Here is a 25,904-nt window from a genome sequence, read left to right as displayed (position 1 = left end):
CTGATCGAGATACTAGGGAGTTGCCACACTGCTGTCGTATGCCGAGTTTGAGCTACCCTATAACTTCTGGTTAATCGCTCGGCGCGTCGTCGGAGAATCAATGCGTTTCAAACTGCGGCAAATGGAGGTTTTTCGCGCGGTGATGCTGACGGGCTCGATCAATGCGGCCGCGAAAATGCTCTATGTGTCACAACCCGCTGTCAGCAAGTTGGTCTCGCATACCGAAACCACGCTCGGGTTACTGCTCTTCGAACGCTCGAAGGGTCGCCTCGTCCCGACGGCCGAAGCACAGGCGCTGTTTCGCGAGGTAGAACAGGTCTATCAGTCGGCGCTGAGGGTTGACGAATTCGCGCGCGCACTCGCACTGGGACCGGCCAGCCTGCTGCGCGTCGCGTGCAGTCCGTCGCTGGGACCGGCGATCCTCGCGCCCGCGATCGTCGAACTCAAACGCGGAATGCCGAAGCTGCGAATCGACTGGCATACAACGCTCATGTCCGATATGCCGTTCGAGGTGCTGAGCAAAGCGATCGACGTCGCGGTCACCTCCATGCCGATCGAGCACGAACATCTGGAAGTCGTACCCTTCATGCGTGGCCGTATGGTGTGCGCGTTGCCGGCCGGGCATCCGCTGGCGGACAAAAAGCGTATCGCGCTCGCCGACCTCGCTGGCGAGCCGATGATACTTTTTCGACGTGATATTCCGTTTGGCACGATGATCTTCAGAGCGTGCCAGCAGGCCGATGTGGAATTGACTTCGGTGGTGGATGTGACCCGCGCCGATCAGGCGCTCGCGCTCGTGCAGGGTGGACTGGGACTCGCGATCGTCGATGAGTTCGCGGCCGGTGAAACCGATTGCATGGTGCGGCCGCTCGTCGAAGATCTGGAAATGATTTCGACGTTCGTGTATTCGAAGTTTTCGCCGCCGCCTAGAGGCGCGGTGCTGCTAATGCGAGCTATCCATCGCCGCGCGGAAAAACTCGGGCGGCAGCTGGGCCACTCGCATGGCATTGTCCAGGCACGAGCTGATTAATGAAAACCCTCCGCCATCTGGCCCGCAGACCTTCACCAGGCAGTGCTCCGGACACCCGATCTTAACTGCCTTGATTCGAAATCATCCCTCGCGTCCCGATTTCGAAATCCGTGCCATCCGGAAAGTATCGAGTACGGTTGCCGCCTGCGCTGGAATAGCCGTGGCGTTGCGGGCTTTCATCAACGCCTCTATCCGTTGCGCGGTATCCGTCGAGGGCGCCGGCGTATAAACCATGATGCGCATCCCAGGCGCATCGGGCACTTCCAGAGAGAGTGCATCGAGTGCAAGGAGGCCTGCGATGGGATGCTCAACCACCTTTCGCCAATCGCTTCGCTTGAGCACTTCGTGCTCGGCCCACCATCGGCAGAAGTCGGCGTCCGTATCGTTCAGTTCTTCGACGAGATCACGCAAAAAGACTTCGCCCGAGGGCCGAAGAATGTAGTCGCCGCGAAATTGGGCCAGCACGCATTTCGCGTACTCGTCCCAGTTCTGAAAGAGTGCCCGCGCGCCGTCATGCTGGAAAGTGAACCACAGCAGATTGCAACGGCCCGCCGGCATCTTGCGGAAGTCCGTGAATACACGTACTGCCGCTTCGTTCCACGTCACATAGTTCCAGTTTCCATCGACGACATAGGCAGGCATGTTGCCAAGTTGGTCGAGCATGCGCCGAACCGTATCGGTCACGTTCTGCGCAATCGGATATGGGCCGGGCGGCGTGTAGTGGTTAGCCAGTTCGAACAGGTGCGTGCGCTCATGCGGCGAAAGCTTCAATGCGTTTGCAAGACTTTCGATCGTCTTGAACGACACGTTCACTTCCCTGCCCTGTTCTAGCCACGCATACCAGGTGACGCTGATACCCGCGCGTTCAGCCACTTCTTCGCGCCGCAGCCCCGGCGTCTTGCGACGGCTGCCGCTGGGAAAATCGACGTCCTCCGGCCGAAGACGCGCCCGGCGTGTCTTTAGAAAGTCGGCCAATTCGTTCAGACGCTGCTGCTTTTCCATGTCTCGCCTCCTCCGGCTTTCCCTGTTACTGCCATTACTAGTAATGGCAATTGCTAGATGCGCTCCGTGAAGCATGCCACATTGGCGCCGTCGGGAATCACGTTGTGCCTGGCATTGGTAACGCAGGATTATAGATCGCGTTATCCATGCACGTGGCGGCAAACCGTGCGTCATCCAGCGGCCGTAACGCACGCGTCTCCCGGCAGATATTCCAAAATTCACGGAGACATTCATGCGTCGTTCGACCTGCTTTCATCGCGCGAGCGTTCTCGCTGCCGCGGCTTTCATCCTGACGGCGTCTTGTGCCGCGCGCGCGGATTACACCGGCGCGCCACGCACGTTTCTGTTCAATCCGGCCGTGCAGATTCCATTCTCCGACACCGCGAAGTTCAAGAAGAAGCCGCCTTATGTGATCGGCTTTTCGAATGCGGGACTCGGCGATAGCTGGCGCGTCGTGATGCAGCATTCGCTGATGAAGGCTGCCGCCGAGCATCCCGATCAAATCAAGCAACTGCTGATCACTAACGGCAACATGGACGACGCCAAACAGGCCGCCGACATTCAGGATCTGATTTCGCGTGGCGTGGACCTGCTGATCATCAGCGCCAATACACAGAAGGCGCTCGATCCCGTCGTCACACGCGCGATGAAACAGGGGATTCCCGTCGTGATGGTGGACCGGCGCGTTTCGTCCGACAATTTCGTTTCGTTCGTGACGGGCTCCGACGCGATGATGGGCCGCGTGTGGGCGCAATGGATCGTCGAAAAGCTGCATGGCAAGGGCAACGTCATCATGCTGGCAGGTCAGGCGGGTTCGAGCGTCAGCGCCGACCGCGAAGCAGCCGCGCATGAGGTGTTCTCGCAATACCCCGGCATCAAGGTGCTGGACACGGTCTACTCCGACTGGAGCCCAGTCAAAGCCAAGCAGCAAATGCAAGCGATGATCGCGAAGTACGGGCACACCATCAACGCCGTGTGGTGCGCACACGGCTTGCCCGTCGCCGGTTCGGTCGAAGCGTTTCTCGCAGCGGGCTTCAGGCCCGGTGAAATTCCGCCGCATACGACGGCTGACCTCAACGGTCCGCTGCAACTCGCGCTCAAATACAAGATTCCGATGCTCGAGATTGGCTACCCGCCTTCGATGGGCGGCACATCGCTCGACGTCGCGCTGAAAGTACTGCAAGGGCAGCCGTTGCCGAAAATCTACGAGATCAGCCCGCAAATCGCGCTGACGCGTGGCGACGAAACGGCCTCCGTGCCGCATCCCGATCAGTACATCGATCAGGTAGTCGATGCAAAGGGCCCGCCCGACAAGATCATCGACGGCGGCATGGGCCCGGACTACAACCCGTCGACCTTCAAGATCAAGCTGCCGGGTGAGAAATGAGCGAGCGCCTATTCAGTCCGTCCGCCGATAACGCCGCTGCGCGCGCTGACGTTATTGAAGTGAGTGGGATCACCAAGCAGTTTCCCGGCGTCAAAAGTCTCGACGCCGTGAGCTTCGGTGTGCGCGGCGGGGAAATTCACGCACTCGTCGGTGAAAACGGCGCAGGAAAATCAACGTTGATGAAAGTTCTCGCGGGCGCCTATCTTCCCGACGAAGGCACGCTCCGCTTCGATGGGCGTGAGATCGCCTGGAAATCTCCCGCAGACGCGAAGGCGCACGGCGTGCACATCATCTATCAGGAACTCGTGCTGTTTCCGCAATCGAGCGTTGCGCAAAACATTTTCGCCGGCATCGAGCCTCGCACGAGAGCGGGAACGCTCGATCATCGGGCGATGAACGCGCGCGCCGGAACATTGCTGCGCGAACTGGGCGTGCAACTTGATCCGCGCGAGCGCGTCGGTTCGCTCTCCGTTGCGGACCAGCAGATGGTCGAGATTGCGAAAGCAATGGCGAGCGACACACGCGTCCTGATACTCGACGAACCCACCGCCGTGATCGCGGGCAAGGAAGTGCAACTGCTGTTCGAGCGGCTGCGCGCGTTGCGCGAGCGCGGCGTCGCGATCATCTACATCTCGCACCGCCTCGACGAAATCTTTGAACTGTGTGACCGCGTGACCGTGCTGAAGGATGGTCGCAAAATCGGCACGCAAGCCGTGTCGGACACAACGCGCGCCGACCTTGTGCGGATGATGGTGGGCCGCGAGATGAAGGACATTTATCCGCCCAAACCCACGCACAAACCAGGCGGCACGGTGCTGATGAACGTCGAAGGCTTGCACGTCGGCAATCGTGTATTCGATGCGTCGTTGTCCGTGCGCGCCGGGGAGATCGTCGGACTCGCCGGCATGGTGGGTTCGGGCCGTACCGAACTCGCGTCGGGTGTGTTCGGCGCCCTGCCCGCACGCGGCACGATCGAAGTTGGCGGCGCGCGTCACAAACGCATGACGCCTTCGTTGGCGATTCGCCTCGGGCTCGGCTTCGTCACGGAAGACCGTAAGTCCGAAGGCTTACTGATGTACCTGAACGTCGCACAGAACGTCACCGCGGCCACGCTGGAGCGTGTGTCGGGCTTGGCCTGATGAAGGCGAAGCAGGAGCGCGCGGCGGGCGCAGAGGCGATTCGCGCATACAGCATCGCGGGCGCGCAGCCCGCGGGCAGCGTTGCAACGCTGTCGGGCGGCAACCAGCAGAAAGTGCTTATCAGCCGCTGGGTGCGTGTGTGCACCACCGTGCTGATTCTCGATGAACCGACACGCGGCGTCGACATCGGTGCAAAGGCCGAAATCTATCGATTGATGCGCGAGCTGACGGACCGCGGACTCGGCATTCTGATGATCAGCTCCGAGTTGCAGGAAGTGATCGGCATGTCCGACCGCGTACTGGTGATGCGTGAAGGCCGCATTGCGGGCGAAGTCAGCGGCAATCAGATGACCGAGCACGACATCATGGCGCTCGCTACGGGCGATGCGCAACACGCACAGGCGGGAGGCCATCATGCGCACGCTCATTAGACGCCATGTCTCACCAAACGCAGCGCCATTCATCGTTGCGGTGCTGATCGGCCTGTTGTTTGTCGCGGGCGCCAGCGTCAATGACCGCTTTTCGACGCTCTCCAATCTGCTGAACGTGCACCAGCAATCGACGGGGCTCGCGCTTGTCGCACTCGGACAGACGCTCGCTGTTTTGACGGGCGGCATCGATCTTTCAGTAGGATCGCTGATCAGCGTGACAGCCACGCTCACGTCCGGTCTATCCGATGCGACCCAAGGCGGATGGGGCGTGGCGGTCGCCATTGCTATTGCAGTGTCTATCGTCGTGGGACTGGCAAATGGTCTGCTCGTGCTCGCGCTGCGCGTGCATCCTTTGATCGTCACGCTCGGCATGGGTGCGGTGCTGCAAGGCGGCATCCTCTACTATGCGAACGGTCCGGCGGGCGGCGTACCAGACGGCTTCGACGCACTCGCCTACGGCCGCTTCGCCAACGTGCCCGTCACCGCGACCATCGTGTTGCTGGCCTATGGCTGCCTGTCGTACTTGATGCGCAATACGCGACTCGGCAGATACGTCTATCTCGTGGGCGACGACGATCACGCAGCCACGTTATCGGGCATTCCGCGCAAGCGGGTCATTCTGTTCGTGTACGTGTTCTCGTCTCTCTGCGCGGGCCTGACGGGCGTTTATCTCGCCGCACAGTTTGGATCGGGCCAGCCCTATCTCGGCGCGAACTACACGCTCGCTTCGATCACGCCCGTGGTTGTCGGCGGCACGATTCTGAGCGGCGGGCGCGGCGGCGTCATCGGCACGCTGCTCGGCGTGTATCTGCTGGGCATGCTCAACAACCTGATCAACTTCGCCGGCGTGCCGTCGCAGTATCAGCTCATCGTGCAGGGTGTCGCCATCATCGCGGCCGTGTGCGTCAACGTCCAGCAGAAACGGAGGCTCGCATGAACTCGGTTGCTCCGCGCAGCGAAGCGACACCCGCGCGCATGCTGTCACTCAGTGTTGCACGCCGCTACGGCATCTATCTCTTTCTCGTGGCACTCATCGCACTTTCGGGTGCATGGTCGCCCACGTTTCTCCGCACCGGCAACGTCGTCAACATGCTGGTGCAGTTCGCCCCGCTCGGCATCGTCGTGATCGGCCAGGTGTTCGTGATTCTGGTCGGCGGGCTCGATCTGTCGGTTGCCTCCGTGATGGCGACGGCGGCCGTGATCGCCACCGCATTCGACGATACCAACCACTCCGCGCCTGCCATATCCGGCGTCACGCTGGTGCTGTGTATCGGTGCGGGCCTGCTCAATGGCCTGCTCGTCACGAAGCGTCAGGTGTCACCGTTTCTCGCGACATTTGCAACTGCCGTGGTGCTCGACGGCCTGCGTTTTGCCTACACGCAAGGCGCGCCGTCGGGCAACGTGCCGCCTCTCTTTCACGCACTCGGAACGGGCGCGATAGCGGGAGTGCCCGTCAACGTGCTGATGCTGGCCGCCTGCGCGCTCGTCTTCGGCACGCTGCTACAGCTCTCCACGTTTGGACGCCGCGTGTACATGGTAGGCGGCAATGCCGTCGCTGCGCGGCTCGTCGGCGTCAGCCCCGATACGGTCCGTATCGCGTGCTATGTGATCAGTTCGCTGCTTGCCGGACTGGCGGGACTGATTCTGTCGGGCTATGTCGGCATCGTCGACAACTGGGTCGGACGCGGCTTCGAACTCGATTCGATCGTGGCCGCGGTGATGGGCGGTCTCGCGCTCTCAGGCGGGCGCGGTTCACTGCCCGGCGGACTTGCGGGCGCAGCGATTCTCGTCATCGTCTTCAACATCGTACTGTTGATCGGCATGCCCGTGCAGGCGCAGATCATCGTCAAGGGCGTGATCATCATCGGTGCATCCGCGTGCTACGTGAGCCGCCGCCAACGCTGAAATTACCTATCCACACGAGGCCATCTGAAATGGCCCGGTCAAACAAGGAGTCGAACATGAGAGCAGTACGGTTTCACTGTGCACACGATATCCGCGTCGAAAACGTACCTGACCCGACGGGCATGGGCGCGAACCAGATGATCGTCAAGCCGCTGTGGTGCGGTATCTGCGGCACGGATCTGCATGAGTATCAGGCGGGTCCTATCGTAGTACCGACGGAGCCACACGCATTGACGGGTGCCAAAGCGCCGCAGGTGCTCGGTCACGAGTTCAGCGCGGAAGTGGTCGAGGTCGGCAAGGACGTGAAGAACGTGCAACGCGGCGACCGCATTTCAGTGATGCCGCTCGCGTCGTGCGGCCAGTGCTATTACTGCGCACGCGGCATGCGTCACTTGTGCACGAAGATGGGCTGCGTGGGCTTGAGTTGGGACGGCGGCGGCATGGCCGAATACACGCTGCTCAACGACTACCACGCGAATCGCCTGCCCGACAGCGTCAGCGACAAGCAAGGCGCGTTGATCGAACCTGCCGCCGTTGCGCTCTATGCCGTCGACCGTGGCGCCGTCACGGTCGGCTCGACGGTGCTGATTACTGGCGCGGGCCCGATCGGCGTGCTCGCGGCGCTTGCCTGCCATGCAGCAGGCGCCACGAAGATTTTCGTCAGCGAACCCAACGCGGCGCGCGCCGCGAAGATGGCCGGCTTTGGCGTCACGACCGACATCTTCGATCCATCCGATGGCGAGCTTCCGAAAAGAATTCGCGATCTGACGGAAGGCGTGGGCGTCGACGTGGCGATCGAATGCGCGGGCAACCAGCATGCGCTGAACGCCTGCGTCGATGCCGTGCGTTCGGCGGGCGCAGTCGTGCAGGCGGGCCTGCATGTCGGCACAGCGAGTGTCGATCCGATGAAATGGTCGCTGAAGGACATCCGGATAGAAGGAACGTGGTGTTACCCCGTCACGATCTGGCCGCGCATCATCGGCATGATCGCGAACGGCAAGTTCCCCGTTGAAAAGCTCATCCACGATCTGATCGATGCCGACGACGTCGTCGAGAAAGGCTTCGATGTGCTGAACGACAAAGGCAGCGACAAAATGAAGATTCTCATCAATCCCCAGACACGGTGACGACATGCCGCACACGCAAAAGAAACACAACGCGCAACAGATAGGCTGGATCGGGCTCGGCAAGATGGGCACGCCCATCGTGCGCAATCTGCTCGCCGCAGGACTCGACGTAACCGTGTATGACATCGACCCAGAGCGCGTCGGCGAGGCCGTTCGACTCGGCGCGAACCGCGCTGAAGATGTCAGCAGCGTCGCGCGTTCGGCGCCTCTGGTTTTCTCGATCATCCCGGACGACGACATATTGCGCAAAGTCGCGCTCGGCACACATGGCGTGATCGAAAACACGAACCACGGTGCCGTCTACATCGACATGAGCACGGTGTCGCCCGCGGCGTCGGGCGAAGTTCGCGACGCCGCGCGCAAGCGCGGAACCGGCTACATGTGCGCGCCCGTTTCCGGCAGCACGGTCCTCGCGGACAAGGCCCAGTTGACCGTGTTCGCGTCGGGCCCGAAAGACGCGTACGGTCGCGCGTTGCCCGTCTTCGAGGCCATGTCGGCGCGCCAGTACTATGTCGGCGAAGATCAGCAGGCACGTTATCTGAAGCTCGCCATCAATCATCTCGTCGGCTCGACGGCCGTACTGCTTGCGGAAGCGTTGACGCTCGGCACGAAGGGCGGCCTGGACTGGGCCGAGATGCTGGATGTGATCGGCGACAGCGTCGCCGCGTCGCCGCTCGTCAAATACAAACTCGATCCGTTGAAGAAGCGTGACTTCTCCCCTGCCTTCTCGTCGCGGCAAATGCTCAAGGACATGTCGCTCGTGGTCGATGCGGGCGCCCAAGCCGGTGTACCGATGACAGCCGCGGCGCTCGTGCACGAGCAGTTCGCGCGCTACGCACAGGGCGATGGCGCAGAGCTGGACTTCTTCTCCATCGTGCGCGCAATTGAAGCGCAAGCCGGCCTTTCCCGCTGAATAGCTTTTCACCTCGTTCCGGAGTCGCAATGCACTACACCGTCTATTGCCTCGACCACGACAACATGGTCGAACGCCGTCTTGCTCATTACGAAGAACACAAGGCTTATCTGGCCGCCTCGCCCATCAGGATGGTCATGTCGGGCCCGCTGCTGGCCGGCGACGAGGAAACGATGATCGGCAGCTTCTTTCTTTATGAAGCGGACGAGATCGGCGACGTGATGCGCTTTAACAGCAACGACCCGTTCAACAAGGCGGGAATCTGGCGCACCGTCGATATCCGACCGTTCCTCAAGCGCGTCGACAACCGCTAGCCAGACCAACGGAACCGATTTATGCGAAACCTCGACGAGAACACCATCACGGATGCCATGCTCGCACGCCACGAACACGCAACCGACGAGCGGCTCAAGACGATCGTCACGAGTCTCGTGCGGCATCTGCACGCCTTCGCCCGCGACGTCGGCCTGACGGAGCGAGAATGGGAAGCCGGCATCCGCTTTCTCACCGATGTCGGCCATATCACCGACGACCGCCGCCAGGAGTTCATTCTGTTGTCGGACACGCTGGGCCTGTCGATGCTCGTGACAGCGATGGCGCATCGCAAACCCGCTGGCTGCACGGAAGCGACCGTTTTCGGTCCATTCTTCGCCGACAATGCGCCCGAATATCGTAACGGCGACGACGTCGCCAACGGCGCGCGCGGTGAACCGTGCTTCGTGTCGGGCGCGGTGCGCGGCCCGAATGGCGAGCCGGTGAGCGGCGCGCGCATCGAGGTCTGGCAGGCAGACGCCGACGGTTTCTACGACGTACAGACGAGCGACGCCGACACGCATCGCGCACGAGGTGTGCTTCACAGCCTGGCCGACGGCAGTTATCACTTTCGTTCTATCGTGGCAGAGCCGTATCCGATACCGCACGACGGTCCGGTGGGACGCATGCTCGAAGCGCTGGGGCGTCATCCGTGGCGCCCTGCGCATCTGCATTTCATGATTACGGCGCCCGGCTACGAACGGCTCGTCACGCACGTCTTCCGCGAAGGCGATCGCTACCTGGACTCGGACGCCGTGTTCGGCGTGCGCTCGTCGCTGATCGCGCCGTGGATTCGCCACGAGAGCGGCACCGCGCCCGATGGCACGGTCATGACCACGCCATTCAGCACGCTCTCGTTCGACTTCGTCCTGAGCCGATCCTCATGATTGCCTTCACCTATGCCAGCCGGCCGGGCCGCATCGTCTTCGGCACGGGAGCAATCGAGCGCCTCGCGGATGAGCTCGACGAATTGTGCATCCGGCGCGCGCTCGTGCTCTGCACGCCTGAGCAGCGCTTTCTTGCCGACCGCGTGCGCAAGCTCGCGGGCGAGCGCTGCGCGGACGTGTTCGATCGGGCCGTCATGCACGTGCCCGTCGAAACTGCGCAGGAAGCGGTCGCGGCGGCGCTCGCCACGGGCGCGGATGGGCTGGTCGCAGCGGGCGGCGGCTCGACACTCGGACTCGCGAAAGCCATCGCGCTCGAAACCTCGTTGCCGATCCTTGCCATTCCGACCACATACGCCGGATCGGAAGTCACGCCTATCTACGGCATAACGTCGGCCAGCGAGAAAAAGACCGGCAAGAGTTATCGCGTGCTGCCGCGCACGGTGATCTACGACGCGTGCCTCACACTGACCTTGCCAGCGGCGCTGTCGGCGACGAGCGGCCTCAACGCGATCGCGCATGCCGCCGAAGGCCTGTATGCGCAGGACGTCAATCCCGTGATGTCGCTGTTTGCGGAAGAAGGCATCCGCAGCCTCGCGCGCGCGTTGCCGCGCATCGTCGAACAGCCCGACGATATCGCGGCGCGCGAAGCCGCCCAGTACGGCGCATGGCTGTGCGGGACTGTGCTCGGGAGCGTCGGCATGGCGTTGCATCACAAGCTGTGCCACACGCTCGGCGGTATGTTCAATCTGCCGCACGCGCAGACCCATGCGGTGATGCTGCCTTACTCGATGGCGTTCAATCTGCCGGCCGCGCCGGCGGCGCACGAACGCCTGTGCAAGGCGCTCGACACGCAAGAACCCGCTGTCGCGCTGCACGACCTTGGCCGCTCGCTTGATGCGCCAGCGTCTCTCGAAGCGCTGGGCCTTCGGTCATCCGATATTCACGCGGCGGCCACGGCGGCACTGCAGGCGCCCTATTACAACCCTCGGCCGCTCTCTTATGAAGCGGTACATCGCTTGCTGGTATGTGCTTTCGATGGCATACGGCCCGACAGCCGGACGTTCGAAAGCGTGTAGATACTTCCTTTAGCGAAGCATCCATCCGCAGATTCTTCCTGCAACCACAGCTACTTTTCGATTCATTTACTCTACATGGACAAACGGGCACTCATCATTGGCGCGACGGGCATCGTCGGCGGCAATCTCGCGCAACATCTACTCGCACGCAGGGGCTGGAATGTGACGGGGCTCTCGCGCGGCCGCACAGCGTTGCCTGACGGCATCGAATCCGTCACAGCAGACCTGACCTCCGCGAGATCCGTTGCGGACTCGCTGCAAGGGCGGTATTTCAGTCACGTCTTCTTTACCGCGTGGTCGCGACAGGCAACCGAGCGCGAGAACATCGAAGTAAACGGCGCAATGGTCCGTCACGTGCTGGATGCGCTCGGCCCTTCCGGCAAGCTCGAACATGCCGCGCTGGTCACAGGGCTCAAGCATTACCTCGGGCCCTTCGAAGCGTATGCGCAGGGCAGTGTCCCGATCACGCCGTTTCGCGAGGAACAGGGCCGCCAGCCCGTCGACAATTTCTACTACGAGCAGGAAGACCGGCTGTTCGAAGCAGCCCGTCAATATGGCTTCGGCTGGAGCGTGCATCGACCGCATACGATCATCGGTTTCGCGCTCGGCAACGCGATGAACATGGGCGTCACGCTAGCCGTGTATGCGACGCTGTGCAAGGAAACGGGGCAGCCGTTCGTGTTTCCAGGCTCAGCCGCACAATGGAACAGCCTCACGGATATGACCGACGCACGCTTGCTCGCACGGCACCTCGAGTGGGCGTCCACGTCGCCCAACGCGCGCAACGCGGACTTCAACGTCGTGAATGGCGACGTGTTCCGGTGGAAATGGATGTGGTCCCAGCTCGCGCAGTATTTCGGCATCGAGCCCGCGCCTTTCGACGGTGAGACTCGTCCGCTCGAACATCGCATGCAGGATGCAGGCAGGCAATGGTCGGAGATCGCGGGTCGCTACCAATTGAAGGAACCGGGTATCGACAGGCTCGTGTCCTGGTGGCATACGGATGCCGATCTCGGACGTCCGATGGAGGTTCTGACCGACATGAGCAAAAGTCGCAAGGCCGGGTTCCTCGATTATCAAAGCACACCGGATGCCTTTTTCGCGCTCTTCGATAAATTGAAGGAGGAACGGATCATTCCTTCCTAGACCGTCTGTTCCGGAGAGCGGCGGCACTCACTTCGTTGGCTGGCAGGTCAAGGAAAGTTGTATCGCGCTGAGCGATCCCGGAAGGTTTTGTAGCGCAATCGACGGCCAGGCCGCTGGACCTCGTCACGGCCATCGTGTGGCGACGGAGATTATCTCGCCACGACACATGACGTCCTGACCGATCCGACCACGAAGGTCCGCTGTATGAGCGGTGCGGTCGCCTGAATGACAGGTTGGCAACGAGAGCGAACGTCGCTTAATGGGCGTCTGCTGCCCGCAGCGCTACCGCAAACTTCTGCGTCGGTCGCCGCCCCGCGCGACGGTGACGGTGACATTGCCAGGGCCAGGAAGGCCGGAGGCGGGTCCGACCTTCCCGCCTGCTCGCTCATTCTCTGGGCGCGCGTTCATTGCGCCAGTTGCCAGCGCAACACGGGATGCGTCGCGCCGGTAGGCATTGCCCACACGCCGTTCGGGCCGAAGTCCCATGTCGGCCCGAAGCTGGCCGTCGTAGCCATCTGCGCCGAGGTCAGCCCTTGCGCGGCAGGCACCGCGTTACCCTGCGCCGCGCCGACTGTCGCGCCCGTCGTTTGCGTGTCCCAGTAGACGTCGCCGCCGATCAAGCCCGCGTTGTTGTTGGCGATGCCCGCGGGCTGCTGGCCGCCCGTCGGTGCGAGGTCCTGGATGATGGTGCCTGTCGCGAATGATTGCGTGATCTTGCCGGTGCCCAGGTTCCAGCCCACCAGAGCCCCCGGTCCTTCCAGACAGGCGTTCCCGCCGAAGTGCCCGCAGTAGTTCGGGTTGTAGGTCACAGGGCCTGTCGCATACGACTGTGTGATGGTGCCGGAGTTGACGTTCACCAGCCCCCCCACGTATGAGACGTGAATCACACCTTCGACGGCGCCCGTCGCAAACGACTGCCTGATCACCCCCGTCTCGCCATTTCCATTGACCAGGCCTCCGCCCGAATGGCGGACCCTCGCGCTGCTCGACGACCGCGTAATGAGGCCGTCATTGGACCCGACGAGGCCGCCAGCGCCCGGGCCGTCGAATGTGCCTGCACTGCCGCTCGAGTGTGCATTGGCGATCGTGCCGTAATTGATGGCGGCCAGGATGCCGATGCTGGCATTGCGCAGGACCCCATCGCCACCCGCACTGCCGTTCACGGTGACGTTGCGCACGACCGCCGTCGGACCGATTACACCGAAGAGCCCGACGGCGCGGAGCGAATAATCGGAGATGTCCGACGTAGCACTTACGCTCAGATTCGAGATCGCCAGGCCCATGCCATCGAACTGGCCGGTGAACGGCGTCGGCAAGTCGCCGATGAGCACGTTCGGCTGTGCACCGGGGTTCGTTGCATCGATATTTCTGCCAAGCGCGTAGTTGCCGGCCAGATTCGCCGCGATGTTCAGAATGTCGCTGTGTGTGTTGACCAGCCGGTACGCCGTGATCTGGTCGACAAGCCCGCTATCGAAGGGCGCTGTCCAGGCCGTGTTCCCGCGCATCGTGCCGAGCGTCGCGCTGCCATTCATGTCGTACAGCACGCTGACGATGCCCGTGCTGCTCGACCAGTCGATCGTGCCGTTGTTGATGACGCTGCCACCGTTGTCAATTCCCGACGCGTCGGCGCGCAACGTCAGGTTGCCCGCACCGGAGTTCGCGATGGTCGTACCCGTCGCTATCGAGACATCGTGGTACGCGGCAAGCGTGAGCGAAGCCGGAGCGGACCAGCGCAGGCTCGACGCGACGCCGAGGTCGCCCGTTGCGCCGTTCGCGCCCGTCGTGGTCACGTTGACCGAAGTGCCCGCGCTCAGACTGCGCTGCAACGCATGCGCTGCGACATCATCGATGGTGAAAGCGGGCGTGGAGAGGTTCCATTGGGCTGCATCGACCACCGTGTGCCTGCCGAACGTCAGTTGTGCCGCTTGTGTATCGACCGTTCCGCCGCTGCCGTCCGCGTTGCTTGCGGCGATCCTGCCGAGCGGCTCAACGCGGCCGCTGTCGGCGACCAGCCATACATGGCCGTCGCGGCTTGCCGTGCCCGTTGCGCGGATGCGCGTGCCGCCGCCTGCAAGCGCATACACGTTGCCATCGGCGGCCTGCAGGCTGACCTGCGCGGCGTTGATGGGCCCCTTGTTGACCACGGTGCCCTGACTGCCCGTCTGCACGAACACCTGCTTGCTGCTCGCGGAGTCCTGCAGCAACACCGTCTCGCCGACAGCCAGTTCCGCCGTACCGTTGGGCGCGGTGATAGTGCCCCCGTTGATGGCGGCACGCCGGCCGATCAGGAACACATCCCCGCCGCTCGAACTGACCTTGCCCAGGTTGACTACGCTTGCAGCAGAGTTCCCCGCGAATGTAAGCGCGTTGCCCCCGGTCATGAATGCACAGTTGCAGACATCGAGCGTCGACGCGACGAAGCGGCCACCCGTGCTGATCACACCCGATGGGCCCACAACGATGCCTTGCGGATTGATCACATAGAGGCTTCCGGTTGCGCTGAGCCTGCCGAGAATGGCCGACGGCGAGCCGCCCGTTACCCGGTTCAGCGTCGCGCCCGAGCCGTTATCGAACATGACACTGTTGTGCCTGCCGATCGAAAAACTGTCCCAGTCAATCACGCCGCGCGTCGAACCGGGTTGGGTGACGACGAGACCGTTGCCGTTGCTGGCTATCGTGCCCGTGCCCGCCACATAAGTGCCGCCTCGCGGAAGTGGGCCCACCGCCAGCGTCGCCTGGGTAAAGGACAGTCCGGCAAGCGCGCCACCGATGACAAGCCATCGGCGTCCGTGTGACTGGCCGCGACGCGGTGCGCGCAGTAGCGTGGGTCGAAGTAGTTCGGGATTTGACATACAGCCCCCTTTCCGCGCGCGGCGCGGACTGGCTGACGACGACCCGCGGAGCCGACGTGAAACGCGTTAGTCGCAGCGTCTGAAGAATAGCCGCTGGGATCGCTAATGCATGCCGATACTTCTGCTTTTTGCGCCTACTTGACTCGCCGCTTTCGGCCACTTCTCGTGTGGGACTCGGCTGGGTCCTACCGGTGGCATGACCGACCCTCAAGAGAAGCTCGGACTTCCCGGAAATGGTCACTCAGCCGATAAGCCCGCAACGTACATCGTGAGTCGCCAACGCTTATCACGCTCCCACGCGAAACCTGTCTCTCGCCCACGCCATGTACCTGGTTTCCGACGTTTCGCGCCGCATGGTGGATGACTCTTTCGCATCCTCGCCCACGATGTATCGTAATTGCCCTGTCTCGTCCGTCGCTGCATCGAGGATGGCTTGCGCGACGTCGCGTTCGGACGCCAATTGAAGCTTTGGCTCTTGCATGTACATCGCCATTGTCTGGTCGACAAGCGTCTGATAAGCAGGCGGCACGGAGATGGTCGCCGCCTGCTCGGCCGCCTTGCGCGCGAGACTCGTTGCCGGGACAAAGCCCGGCTCGATCAGCTTGATCAGGATATTCTGGGAGTGCAATTCATATTGCAGCGATTCCGTCAGTCCCTCGATCGCACACTTGCTCGCGCTGTACACCGACATCAGCGGTTCGGGCAGGATTGCAGAGCCAGAACTGACATTAATGATTCGGCCCCGGCCGACACCCCGGAAATGCGGAATGACAGTTTGCATTGTCTGCATGTAGCCAAAAACATTCGTTTCAAAGAGGCCACGAATCACGTCCATCGGCGTAGCTTCAAATACGGAAAGCAACGCGAATCCCGCGTTGTTCACAAGACAATCAAGGCGGCCGAAGTGCTCGATCGCTTTCCTGATTGCCGACTCGATCGTTGCCACGTGCCGCACGTCGAGCGGGACGATCAAAAGATTTGAAGGAGTGTCCCGACTCGACCAGCCGGAAGGGTCGCGCATGGTTGCGACGACGTCCCAACCGTCAGCGAGAAATGCTTGCGCGGACGCTTTGCCGAAACCAGACGAGCAACCTGTGATTAAAACTGTCTGCGCCATTTTGCTTCCCGTCCTTTGAGGGTTGATCACTTTCCACAATGCAACTGTAGACAACACCATTTGGACGGTCTATAAGTCAGGCTCCATATTTCTTTACCGATCGTCCAGAATGGAACCGCTCACGGAACTGATCGCACTTTTGCGCCCGGAAGCGCTTGACTTGAAGCATTTCGAGGCACGGGGAGATTGGGCACTTCTTTTTCCGGCGGATAACCATGTCGTATTCGGTCTCTTTATGTCGGGCAGTTGCCGGTTCGAAGCGCAAGGATTCCCGTCTGCGCAGATGGAGGCCGGCGACTTTCTGTTGATGCCAGCACCTCCTTCGTGGATGCTTTCGAACGGCGAAACGACGGCGCCCATCGAATTTCAAGCGCTTAGGCATCCATCGGATTCGCGCGTGTCGATTGGAAGCGGAGTAGATACGACCCGAATCATCGGAGGTCAGTTTTCCTTCGTCACGGCCAACGCGGATCTGCTGAACGGACTTATGTCGCCGGTTACACACATCCGCCATGCCCACACATCGGCTTCCAGTTTGCGCGGCATCGTCGAACTGATCGACCGGGAAGCGTCGTGTGCACGCCCAGGACGAACATTTATTCTCAACCGCCTTCTGGAGATCATGCTCGTCGAAGCGCTGCGATCCCAGAGTGCCGTTCTCGACGGACAGGGAACGATAAAGTCGGGCTTGCTGGCCGGTCTTGCCGATGAAAAGCTTGCGGTTGCATTGCGTGAATTTCATGCGGACGTTGGGCGGCAATGGACTGTTGCGCTGTTGGCAGCGACAGCTGGAATGTCCCGTTCGGCGTTTGCCGATCGATTCACGCGGCTCGTGGGAACACCGCCTATGGACTACGTAGTGAACTGGAGGATTGCGCTGGCAAAAGACGCGCTGCGCTTCACCCGTCGTCCGCTGGTCGAGATCGCTACGGCTACCGGCTACGGATCGACAAGCGCGTTCAGTACCGCCTTCAGTCGTATCGTCGGATGCTCCCCCGCGCGGTATGCTGAAAGGCGTCGCCCGCCGGCAGGGGGAGAGCGGGATTAAGCAGGAAACAGCAATTGTCGACCATCTGATGGCGGGGGCCGTCCGTCCGCTCCTGGCCCGATCGGGTAAAGCCGCCAACCGCCGCACAGTGAGCGTTGAAGCCACCAGGTGCGGTGTGACGCAATTGGCCAGCTCAGCGCTTCGGTCGCACCGTCGCGAACGTCAGTTAGTCGACCGCGGCGTACATCTTCGTTCTTCGCCGGCCTATCCTGCTATTGCCTCGTCACGTCATTTGAGGGCGGCGAGAGCCACCTCGATGAGTTGCTGCTGTCGTGCGGTGGCGTCGCTACTCTGTTTGCGCAAAATCATAAAAAGAGAAAGCGGATCGGGCGGATTCAAAGCAATCCGATGGATCGTGCATCCCGTTTCCTTGGCCAATGGCATCGTCAAAAAACTGGGAACAACGGCCCAGGCTCCGTTTCTGAGCATCGGTGCCAGCATGTGTGCTTTCTCGACCCAATTTACGTGCCGTGAAAACCCGCGCCGAACGCGCCATAGATCGAATTGAGGCGACCACGGTAGATGAATTTCTCTGGACGGATCGAGATCCGCCATATCGAGCGCTTCGGGCAACGGGGCCGTTCCGGACGCAGCATAGACCACCAGCATCGCGTAGTCCCGGATCTTTGTTGAAAGAAGATCGACGTGTTCGGATGGGGTCAATGTAAAGGCTACGTCCAGATGACCAGAAGCAACGCGGTTAGCGAGCTGGAAATAGCGCGAGCTTTCCATATGTAATCGAACGGGCGGTGTCTCATCGCAGAGCGCGGCCACAAACGGAGGAAGGACATTGATCGCAACGGCGTCCACCGAACCGACAGCAAGGTGCCGCACCTGATTGGCCTGAAGTTGCTCGGCCTCAATTTCGAGCATTTTCCAGCGCTCGGCAATGTCGAGGAAACGCTCACCTTCAGAGGTCAGCGATATGCCCCGCGCTCCCCTCGAACGCCGCAATAGCGGATGTCCGACCCGGCGCTCGAGGGACTGGATGCGATACGAGACCGTCGATTGCGTTGTGGATACGATCTCTGCAGCCTGAAGCAAACTGCCCGAGCGGACTACCGCCAGGAACGTGTTGATTTCCTCGCTGAATAACATATCGAACCCTTCGATATTTGATGAATAAAATCCGACATTGACCGATATTGTGCCCGACCTTAGCCTAGGCGAATAGAAGAACAAATCCCGTCATCTGATTCGGCAACGTTTGGAGGCACATATGGCAGAGGCACTCGTCGGCATTGAAGATTTACCTACAAGCCGGTTTCACAAGAGGATCGCCGTCGTGGCGGCAGGAGGGCCGTTCTGTGACGGCTACCTGCTCGGGATCATCGTTGTAGCGCTGCCGTTCATTGCAAAGGACCTCGCGCTGAGCGCGCTCCAGATCGGTCTGATCGGCGCTTCGAGCCTCATCGGCATGTTCGCCGGCGGCCTCGTTTTCGGACCCATGACGGACCGCTTCGGCCGCCAGAAGATGTATGTGCTCAATCTCGCTGTATTCGTCATCTGCTCACTCGCGCACCTGTTCGTGCATGACGTGACGACGCTCTTTATCCTTCGTTTTGTCATGGGAGTTGCGCTGGGGGCGGACTATCCCATCGCGACTGCGCTCGCTGCTGAATTCCTGCCTCGGAAGCTTCGCGGGCCGGTGCTCGCGAGCCTCGTGCTTTTGCTCTGGGTGGGATACACCTTAAGCCTTGCAACGGGGTTGATCGTTAGCGGTAGCGAAAGCGGTGTATGGCGCTACATTCTTGCGAGCGCAGCCATCCCTTCGGCAATTTTCCTGTTGCTGCGCCTTAACATTCCCGAGTCGCCGCGCTGGTTGATTTCCGCAGGACGCGTAGAGGCGGCTCGTGACGTCGTGAACCAGCATCTTGGGCCGCAGGTTGACTTTGATGCGCTCGTTGCTGAAACCCGTGTCAGCACCTCCGGGCGTGGACTCGGGTTGTCCAAGATTCGCGAGCTGCTTTCGCGAGGCTATGGGCGCATGCTGGTGTTCTGCTCGATCTTCTGGATGTGTCAGATTGCGCCTTCATTCGCAATCAAGACGTTTCAACCGATGCTGCTGAAGTCGCTCGGCGTCACCCAGCCACTCGCCGGCTCGCTCCTGATCATTTCGTTTGCAATCGTCGGAACTGCGATCGGCATGGTCGTCGTCAACCGCGTCGGTCGGCGCACGCTTTGTCTCGCCTCTTTCGTTCTTGCGACGCTCGCGCTGTTTCTTCTCGCGACGCCGATGTCGAGCATTGCCATGGTCGCGATCGGTCTGTTCATTCTCTTCACGGTGGCCGAAGCTGCCGGTTCCGGGCTGCAATTCATCTACCCGAACGAGATCTTCCCCACTGATCTTCGTGCAACCGGTATGGGACTCGCGATGTCTGCAAGCCGCATTGGAGCCGCGGCAGGAACGTTCCTCCTTCCTACCGTACTCGTCCATTCTGGAAGCGCGACTGGTCTGCTCATCGCGGGCGGGATCAGCCTGATTGGCCTGCTCGTATCCGTTCGCATGGCTCCCGAGACCCGTAACGTGTCGCTTGGCGCGGCGAACGCACCGGGCATGGAAGCTAGCGCCAGCGAACACGGTCTGCGGCAACGAGAGGCTCGTAGCTGAGCGGCAAGGACGGCAAATCCTTCGCCGACGGCGGCTAGCCATAGCAACTCGGACTCAAGAATCTAACCTTCGCAACACTTCCTGCATCAATGCAAAGAGGCACTCCATGAATTCGGCACCAAAAGTTGTCATCATCGGCGCAGGCATTATCGGCACCACGCTCGCCTATGATTTCGCGAGACGCGGCGCGCGCGTCACCGTGCTCGACAAGAACGAAGTCGCGAAAGGCGCCACGTCGGGATCATTCGCGTGGATAACGAACCAGACGAAGTTTCGCAATGCCGACTCGCTTGGCGAAGCAGGCGCGCAGCATTACTTCAATTTGCATCGGCTGTCGCACCTGCGCTGGCGTTTCCTGCAAAGCGAAATCGACGGTCTGCCGATTCGCTGGTCAGGCTGCTTTCAAAGCGCCGAGCCCGGCACCGAAGAGGCACGGGAACTCGCGGCTGAACTTGACCGGCGCCTGCGCTGGGGCAGCCCGACGTACCGCGTCACCGCCGCCGAGGCGCGCGAGATCGAGCCGGGGTTTGAACCGGGGGCCGAGACGGACATTTTCTACACGCCCGACGAAGGAATGATGTCCCCGGTGCAGCTCACGTCAATGATGCTGGATGCGGCGGTCGCACACGGGGCGCAGTACTCGCCGCACGATGCGTATCAAGGGTTCGCGAAGACAGCGGGCGGCTATGAGATACAGAGCGCAAGTGGCAAGCGCGAGGCCGATTTTCTCATCTTCGCGGGCGGCATTGCGAACCCGGAACTCGTCGAAGGCACGGGACTTAAGGCACCGCTCATCCACAGCACGGGGAGCGTCGTCCATCTCGCGCCGTTGCCACGGATCTTCGATTCGGTCATTCTTGGCGCGCATGTTCACGCCATCCAGCGCCTCGACGGTCGTGTGGTCATCGCGAAGCACTTCTCCGGTTCGCCCGTTGGCGATCCAAGCACGCCCGACCCGCAGGAGCTTGTACGTGTCGCCGCGCGAGTGCTACCGGGCTTGAAGGACGCCGTTGTCGAGAAAGTCACCGAAACGCGTCGCGTCATTCCCGCTGACGGACTGCCTGTCGTGAGCCGCTCAGAAAAACTGCCTGGCGTGCTGTCCATCACAACGAACGCAGGCATCAGTCTCGCGGCCGGACTGTCGCAGTTCATCACTACCGAATTGCTTGACGGCGTGACGGTGAACCTATTGGACCCCTATCGCTCCCAGCGTTTTGCCGGTTAGGCAATGCGGTAACGCGGCTCAAGCGCAACGCCATGAAGCGGCCTTGGTTTGTTGACTGCTTCACGATCCGAGGCAACAGCCTGACGGTCGCCGAATGGACGGCGACCGTCGCCTATTGACAGACCTCTGCCCGACGCCGGTCGGCCGAACCCGCCCGATTCGGCCGTTGACCTGCACCGCGGCTGCTGCCGAAGTGTTGCCATGATGGTTAACGGTCAGGACTACTTTTTCCATCAGCAGATGCAGCTTCTCCGCCTGGGTTTGCACGATCCGCTGATTAGCCTGATGCGGCACGACCCAGTCAACATCGTCTTTACTCAAACCCTTCGCGGCCAACGCCTCCTGCGCTGCATCGGCGAGATTGACGACCGCGTGCAGAAACACCTCGCGCCCGGCTAGATGAATCGTGCCACCTTGAACATGCACGCTACCTCGACTGCGCCCTTCGTCTTCCGATTGACTTCAGCGAGCCTCACCTGCCGCAAGCTGTCGACGGGAGATTTGTAGCGATACCTCCACGATTTGAATCGCTTGCGGATCATTCTGGCTCACCGCAGCCCACCGCGGACACGTACCAACTCCTGCCTATTCGTTCTCGTCGAAGTAATGCCCGAACTTGAGCTGCTTCGTACGTATATAGCGCTCGTTTTCCTCGCGCATCGGAATAGCAAGCGCGACTCGTTCGCACACCGGAATGCCGTGTTTGGAGAGCGTGTCGAACTTCTCGGGGTTGTTGCTCATCAGGCGAACCGACGTGACTTTCAGCGTGCGTAAAATGCCCGCCGCCGAGTCATATTCGCGTGAGTCGTCCGGCAGACCAAGGTCGAGATTCGCCTCCACGGTGTCGCGCCCCTGCTCCTGCAGCGCGTACGCGCGAATCTTGTTCGACAGGCCAATGCCGCGGCCCTCATGGCCGCGCAGGTACAGCAGGACACCGCAGCCTTCAGCGGCGATATAGCGCAGTGCGAGATCGAGTTGCTCGCCGCAATCGCAGCGATAGGAGCCGAGCACGTCACCCGTCAGGCATTCGGAGTGCAGGCGTGTCAACACCGAAGACTTGTTGGCGACGTCGCCCATCACGAGCGCGAGGTGTTCGGCGCCGCTTTCGATCACGCGAAACACGTAAGAGGTGAACGTGCCGTAGCGCGTGGGAAGCGTGGCGGTGGCGTCGAGAACGACGCACTCGCCCTGGACTGCGCCGTCTGCCGCAGGCGACGGATCGTGAGACGTGAGCATGGCGTTGGACAGTAGTGCTGGACATGAACCCGATCAAACCGGGGATTAGGTACGGACAGGAGTTTACCGCTAATCGGGCCGCCGCATCCGGATGCCCATGCATGGCGCACGGTTCATGCACCGCCGCGGCGCGAGATCTGCGCACAAGAGGAGCGGTGAACCGCGAGCTACCTGAATTGCCCGCCGCGCGCGCTCCAGTTATTCCCGGACACACTCGCTGGCGCGTCGCGCCTATACTGGAATCGACTGTCCCTGACAGCCCGCCGCGCCGGCGTGCTGCACTGCGAAACGGAGCCGCTCCATGACAACCGTTGCACAGCTTCTCAAAACCAAACCGAACCACACCACCGTTTTTACGATCGGGGCCGACGACTCTGTCTATGAAGCGATCAGGTTGATGGCCGACAAGGGCATCGGCGCGCTGGTCGTGACGGATGGCGACAGCATCGCGGGAATCGTCACGGAGCGCGACTATGCTCGCAAGGTCGTGTTGATGGACCGGTCGTCGAAGGCCACACCGGTACGCGAGATCATGAGCAAGGCGGTGCGCTTCGTGCGCCCGGACCAGACCACCGACGACTGCATGGCGCTCATGACCGAGCGGCGCATGCGCCATCTGCCGGTCATCGAGAATGAGCGGCTCGTGGGCATGGTGTCGATTGGCGACCTGGTGAAGAACATCATTGCCGAACAGCAGTTCACCATCCAGCAACTCGAGTTTTACATTCATGGCGAGCGTCCCTGAGTCCTTAGGGATCGCGCCTGCCGCATGTCAGCCCGTTAGCCGCAAAAAAAGCCCAATCGCTGAACGGTTGGGCGAAGCTACCTTGCGGCAGCGGAGGTTCGAGGGATTCTGAACGGCCCTTGTCATGCCGGGCCGTCGGGATGCCGGGCCTCCCGAGGTTCTGGATCTGACGCCTGCTCACGCAGGCGCCAGAATGCGGGCGCATCGGTTGCCGTTAGCCGGACAAGTGCCTGGCCGGCTGCGGCGCGGCTTCGTGATCGCGGCGCGCGCCGGTCACGACTCGAAAGCGCAAGGCGGAACCTTCGCACTCACCGCCTAGCTGTCTTTCTGCCGTCCTGCTTGATCGCTCACGACGATCGCGCAGCGCGAACATCGATCCGGGCCGCCGCCGACGGACCTCATAGTCCGTCGCGGCCCGATGCGCTTTGCACGCCGGCTGGTTGCCGAAGCGTGGTTGCCGAAGCCCGGTTGCCGAAGCTTAGTTGCCGAAGTAGACCGACTTCGGACCCGTCATCGGCTCACGCACGCCGCCGGCTTGCGACGAGCCGCTCGTCACGCCGCCGTAGCCGCTGGTGTCGGCGACCGGCAACTGGGTCTGCGCGACTGCGGGGTTTTGCTCCTGCACCCGGCGTTCGGCGGCCTGGACGTCGGCAGGATAGTTCGGGTCGTTGCTCACAGCGGGGTTATAGCCCGCCCGCTCCAACTGGATCAGTTCGTTGCGCACTTCGGCGCGGGTGACCGGTTGCTGGCTCGACTGCGCGAACGATGCGACCGGAGCTGCGAGAACGGCTGCAATGGCGACTGCCTTGATAAGCGATTTCATGATTATTACCTCCAGACTTGGTTTTATTTGCCGCGCTTGCCACACCATGTGGAAGCGAGTGATTCCAGTCTAATCACCGGCACACCAAGGGAAAACCCCTATTTGTGAGATACATAATTGTCGTAGCTGAAAAAGTGCGACGAAATTGCCGGCAGCCAGATGCAGCCCGCATTGCGACCGTAATAATGGCGCAGCGCCGCTCAGACGGGCACATTCCAGGATGAAACCGGCTGACCAGCCTTACTGACCGCTGTCGCTGCCCGGCGCGGCGTTCACACTTGCGGGTCGTCGCCGAAATCGGCATGCGGGGCGACGAGCAGTTTGCGCGGGCCGCTCACGAATGCGCTGCCGGGCTCGAAAAACCGCAGCGGACGATGCATCTCGCGAGACAACCCAATGCGCGTGGTCACGCCCACAGGCACATCGCCCTTCTCGATCACGCCAATCCACAAATTGCGGCCTGTACACAGATCGTAGCCGTCAAACGACGGGCCTATGCCGAGCGCCACGGTCAGGCGCCCCGGACCCCGCGCGAGATCGCGCAACGGCACGCCAGGCCGGCGCGCTTCCATGAGCGGCAGGCCCTCGAGCGGCTCCACCGCGCGAATCAGCACGCCAGCGCCCACGTCCTGCGCTTCGGCGGAGATATTGAGCATGTACGAGACTCCGTAGGTCAGTCTCACGTATGCATGGCCGGGCGCGAGAAACAACGAGCCGTTGTAGTGGCGACGCCCAATGAAAGCGTGACTGGTCGAATCGCCTATCGGATACGCCTCGGTCTCGACAATACGGCCGCTCATGCGCCCCTGCGGCACGTCGTGCACGAGGTATTTGCCGATCATGAAACGCGCGAGCTCTGCCGCGCCCACCGGCAAATCGTCACGCGACAACGGGATGATGGGAAGCTGCGATTTGCGCATGCGTTAAGCCTTGGTGTTCGTAGATATGGATACGTTGCGTGCTGCATGGGCCCCGGCCGGCTTCGGCCACTGCCGCAAGGGCCAGGCCGGGTCTGCGACACAACACCGCCTCGCCGCGCTGCAACGCCTTGCAGTCAACAGCTAGACCGTTGTAGCCACGCCTCATTCCTGGCGCCGCGGACCTCATTCTGGAACCAATTGAGGTATCGTGTTCTTCCGGCCAGGAGCAGGTCCTGGCCTGCCGCGCGGCTCCGGCCCGCTCCAGCAGCTTCCGGGCCTGTCGGCCTCACGCATTCGCAAGATCTGCAGCAACGTCCTTCGCGTTCCATCCCGCTGTACCCGTAGTGCAAGCAAACGGTCCCACCGGGGACCAGCCAATTCACGACAAGGAGAACTCGCATGAAAGCATCCACGGCAATGAAGATGGTCGGCGGCGCGCTGATCGTACTGGCTTCGCTCAATGCATCCGCGCAAAGCAGCGACGCGGCGGCTGCACCGGCGGCAACGGCTTCGTCCGCGGCGACCGGCAAGCAGGCCAAGGCCGCCAACCGTGCGCTCGGCCGCAAGGTCCGCGGCGCGCTCGCCAAGACCAAGGGCCTGAGCGTCGCCAACATCAGCGTGCGTGCACGCGGCGGTGCAGTGACGCTGGCCGGCTCGGTGCCCGACCAGTCGCAGGTCGACATCGCGACGCAAGCCGCGCAAGGCGTAGCAGGTGTCACGTCGGTCAAGAACGCTTTGACGGTTCGTCCGGTCGGCCAATAACGCACTAACCCGCTAAGCCGGCGCCGCGAGGGCGTCGGCGCCCTTGGCCGGCAGGTGCCCGAATGTCCGGTTGCCAGAGCAGGGACATTCGCGGGACCGCACGGCGATGAGCGTCGTTTCCAGATCGCGCCGCCCGCCAGCCGCCGAATGCACCTCGCGCACATCGCGCACGGTGGTCTAGGCAGTTCGCCGCTACTCACCGGACGGACG

Annotated in this window: 26 protein-coding genes; 18 read left to right on the top strand and 8 right to left on the bottom strand. The window is 61.8% G+C overall.

The window, feature by feature from the left end; translation table 11 throughout:
* The first annotated feature begins 100 nt into the window (after positions 1–100).
* On the top strand, positions 101–1,030 hold the full coding sequence (locus tag F757_RS34155; protein ID WP_051376872.1) for a LysR family transcriptional regulator: 930 nt from the start codon (positions 101–103) through the stop codon (positions 1,028–1,030).
* 81 nt (positions 1,031–1,111) lie between these two features.
* Here the strand turns inward: F757_RS34155 and F757_RS0126770 are convergent, their stop codons facing one another.
* Positions 1,112–2,032 carry a helix-turn-helix transcriptional regulator gene (locus F757_RS0126770; RefSeq protein ID WP_027214069.1) on the bottom strand — a complete coding sequence of 307 codons (921 nt, stop codon included), beginning with the start codon at positions 2,030–2,032 and terminating at the stop codon, positions 1,112–1,114.
* Positions 2,033–2,264: 232 nt separating this feature from the next.
* On the opposite strand from F757_RS0126770, the gene F757_RS0126765 reads away from it, so the two are divergent.
* From F757_RS0126765 to F757_RS0126720, 11 genes are all read left to right on the top strand, one after another.
* Positions 2,265–3,419 (top strand): ABC transporter substrate-binding protein, encoded by a 1,155-nt coding sequence (locus tag F757_RS0126765; RefSeq protein ID WP_027214068.1) that lies wholly within the window; start codon positions 2,265–2,267, stop codon positions 3,417–3,419.
* Complete coding sequence (locus F757_RS34150) at positions 3,416–4,558, top strand: sugar ABC transporter ATP-binding protein (protein WP_232221464.1); 1,143 nt, start codon at positions 3,416–3,418, stop codon at positions 4,556–4,558. The genes F757_RS0126765 and F757_RS34150 overlap by 4 nt, the downstream gene beginning before the upstream one ends.
* Positions 4,558–4,989, top strand: a complete 432-nt coding sequence (locus F757_RS37080; RefSeq protein ID WP_232221463.1) for an ATP-binding cassette domain-containing protein — start codon at positions 4,558–4,560, stop codon at positions 4,987–4,989. The genes F757_RS34150 and F757_RS37080 overlap by 1 nt, the downstream gene beginning before the upstream one ends.
* Entirely contained in the window at positions 4,973–5,926 is a 954-nt protein-coding gene (locus F757_RS0126755; RefSeq protein ID WP_027214067.1) for an ABC transporter permease, read from the top strand. The genes F757_RS37080 and F757_RS0126755 overlap by 17 nt, the downstream gene beginning before the upstream one ends.
* Complete coding sequence (locus tag F757_RS0126750) at positions 5,923–6,894, top strand: ABC transporter permease (protein ID WP_027214066.1); 972 nt, start codon at positions 5,923–5,925, stop codon at positions 6,892–6,894. The genes F757_RS0126755 and F757_RS0126750 overlap by 4 nt, the downstream gene beginning before the upstream one ends.
* Before the next feature lie 56 nt (positions 6,895–6,950).
* On the top strand, positions 6,951–8,021 hold the full coding sequence (locus F757_RS0126745; RefSeq protein ID WP_027214065.1) for a 2,3-butanediol dehydrogenase: 1,071 nt from the start codon (positions 6,951–6,953) through the stop codon (positions 8,019–8,021).
* Between the two features lie 4 nt (positions 8,022–8,025).
* A complete protein-coding gene (locus F757_RS0126740) occupies positions 8,026–8,934 on the top strand; it encodes an NAD(P)-dependent oxidoreductase (protein ID WP_027214064.1) in 909 nt (302 codons plus the stop codon).
* 29 nt (positions 8,935–8,963) lie between these two features.
* Entirely contained in the window at positions 8,964–9,248 is a 285-nt protein-coding gene (locus F757_RS0126735; protein WP_027214063.1) for a YciI family protein, read from the top strand.
* 21 nt (positions 9,249–9,269) lie between these two features.
* A complete protein-coding gene (locus F757_RS0126730; protein ID WP_027214062.1) occupies positions 9,270–10,133 on the top strand; it encodes an intradiol ring-cleavage dioxygenase in 864 nt (287 codons plus the stop codon).
* On the top strand, positions 10,130–11,209 hold the full coding sequence (locus tag F757_RS0126725; protein WP_027214061.1) for a maleylacetate reductase: 1,080 nt from the start codon (positions 10,130–10,132) through the stop codon (positions 11,207–11,209). Before F757_RS0126730 ends, F757_RS0126725 begins: the two co-directional genes overlap by 4 nt.
* Before the next feature lie 75 nt (positions 11,210–11,284).
* Positions 11,285–12,355 carry an SDR family oxidoreductase gene (locus F757_RS0126720; RefSeq protein ID WP_027214060.1) on the top strand — a complete coding sequence of 357 codons (1,071 nt, stop codon included), beginning with the start codon at positions 11,285–11,287 and terminating at the stop codon, positions 12,353–12,355.
* A 404-nt stretch (positions 12,356–12,759) separates the two neighbouring features.
* Here the strand turns inward: F757_RS0126720 and F757_RS0126715 are convergent, their stop codons facing one another.
* Together F757_RS0126715 and F757_RS0126710 are read right to left on the bottom strand one after the other, a co-directional pair.
* Positions 12,760–15,207 carry a two-partner secretion domain-containing protein gene (locus F757_RS0126715; protein ID WP_027214059.1) on the bottom strand — a complete coding sequence of 816 codons (2,448 nt, stop codon included), beginning with the start codon at positions 15,205–15,207 and terminating at the stop codon, positions 12,760–12,762.
* A gap of 286 nt (positions 15,208–15,493) precedes the next feature.
* A complete protein-coding gene (locus F757_RS0126710) occupies positions 15,494–16,324 on the bottom strand; it encodes an SDR family oxidoreductase (RefSeq protein WP_035467478.1) in 831 nt (276 codons plus the stop codon).
* 109 nt (positions 16,325–16,433) lie between these two features.
* Between F757_RS0126710 and F757_RS0126705 the strand changes: the two genes are divergently transcribed.
* Positions 16,434–17,372 (top strand): AraC family transcriptional regulator, encoded by a 939-nt coding sequence (locus tag F757_RS0126705; protein ID WP_027214057.1) that lies wholly within the window; start codon positions 16,434–16,436, stop codon positions 17,370–17,372.
* A gap of 228 nt (positions 17,373–17,600) precedes the next feature.
* Here the strand turns inward: F757_RS0126705 and F757_RS0126700 are convergent, their stop codons facing one another.
* The gene (locus F757_RS0126700) at positions 17,601–18,470 is read right to left on the bottom strand and encodes a LysR family transcriptional regulator (RefSeq protein WP_027214056.1); all 870 of its coding nucleotides are present in this window, start codon (positions 18,468–18,470) and stop codon (positions 17,601–17,603) included.
* A 121-nt stretch (positions 18,471–18,591) separates the two neighbouring features.
* Here F757_RS0126700 and F757_RS0126695 point away from each other — a divergent pair, with 121 nt between their 5' ends.
* Complete coding sequence (locus F757_RS0126695; RefSeq protein WP_027214055.1) at positions 18,592–19,983, top strand: MFS transporter; 1,392 nt, start codon at positions 18,592–18,594, stop codon at positions 19,981–19,983.
* Positions 19,984–20,089: 106 nt separating this feature from the next.
* Complete coding sequence (locus tag F757_RS0126690; protein WP_027214054.1) at positions 20,090–21,208, top strand: NAD(P)/FAD-dependent oxidoreductase; 1,119 nt, start codon at positions 20,090–20,092, stop codon at positions 21,206–21,208.
* Between the two features lie 60 nt (positions 21,209–21,268).
* Here F757_RS0126690 and F757_RS35450 read toward each other — a convergent pair whose 3' ends face one another.
* The gene (locus F757_RS35450; protein ID WP_232221465.1) at positions 21,269–21,502 is read right to left on the bottom strand and encodes a 3-oxoacyl-[acyl-carrier-protein] synthase III C-terminal domain-containing protein; all 234 of its coding nucleotides are present in this window, start codon (positions 21,500–21,502) and stop codon (positions 21,269–21,271) included.
* On the opposite strand from F757_RS35450, the gene F757_RS36685 reads away from it, so the two are divergent.
* A complete protein-coding gene (locus F757_RS36685; RefSeq protein ID WP_027214053.1) occupies positions 21,410–21,607 on the top strand; it encodes a hypothetical protein in 198 nt (65 codons plus the stop codon). The two genes, F757_RS35450 and F757_RS36685, sit on opposite strands and share 93 nt — an antisense overlap.
* A gap of 186 nt (positions 21,608–21,793) precedes the next feature.
* Here F757_RS36685 and ribA read toward each other — a convergent pair whose 3' ends face one another.
* Complete coding sequence (gene ribA / locus F757_RS0126675) at positions 21,794–22,444, bottom strand: GTP cyclohydrolase II (protein ID WP_027214052.1); 651 nt, start codon at positions 22,442–22,444, stop codon at positions 21,794–21,796.
* Between the two features lie 301 nt (positions 22,445–22,745).
* On the opposite strand from ribA, the gene F757_RS0126670 reads away from it, so the two are divergent.
* Entirely contained in the window at positions 22,746–23,189 is a 444-nt protein-coding gene (locus F757_RS0126670; protein ID WP_027214051.1) for a CBS domain-containing protein, read from the top strand.
* Positions 23,190–23,667: 478 nt separating this feature from the next.
* Here F757_RS0126670 and F757_RS0126660 read toward each other — a convergent pair whose 3' ends face one another.
* Positions 23,668–24,012: a DUF4148 domain-containing protein gene (locus F757_RS0126660; protein ID WP_013343215.1), complete on the bottom strand. Its 345-nt coding sequence runs from the start codon at positions 24,010–24,012 to the stop codon at positions 23,668–23,670.
* 272 nt (positions 24,013–24,284) lie between these two features.
* Complete coding sequence (locus F757_RS0126655; RefSeq protein WP_027214050.1) at positions 24,285–24,932, bottom strand: DNA-3-methyladenine glycosylase; 648 nt, start codon at positions 24,930–24,932, stop codon at positions 24,285–24,287.
* Positions 24,933–25,331: 399 nt separating this feature from the next.
* On the opposite strand from F757_RS0126655, the gene F757_RS0126650 reads away from it, so the two are divergent.
* Complete coding sequence (locus tag F757_RS0126650; protein WP_027214049.1) at positions 25,332–25,694, top strand: BON domain-containing protein; 363 nt, start codon at positions 25,332–25,334, stop codon at positions 25,692–25,694.
* The last annotated feature ends 210 nt before the right edge of the window (positions 25,695–25,904 follow it).

The sequence above is a fragment of the Burkholderia sp. WSM2232 genome (genome assembly GCF_000472545.1).
Lineage (GTDB): Bacteria > Pseudomonadota > Gammaproteobacteria > Burkholderiales > Burkholderiaceae > Paraburkholderia.
The sequence above is the reverse complement of the archived record's forward strand: the minus strand, read 5'-3'. Positions and strand labels throughout refer to the sequence as shown.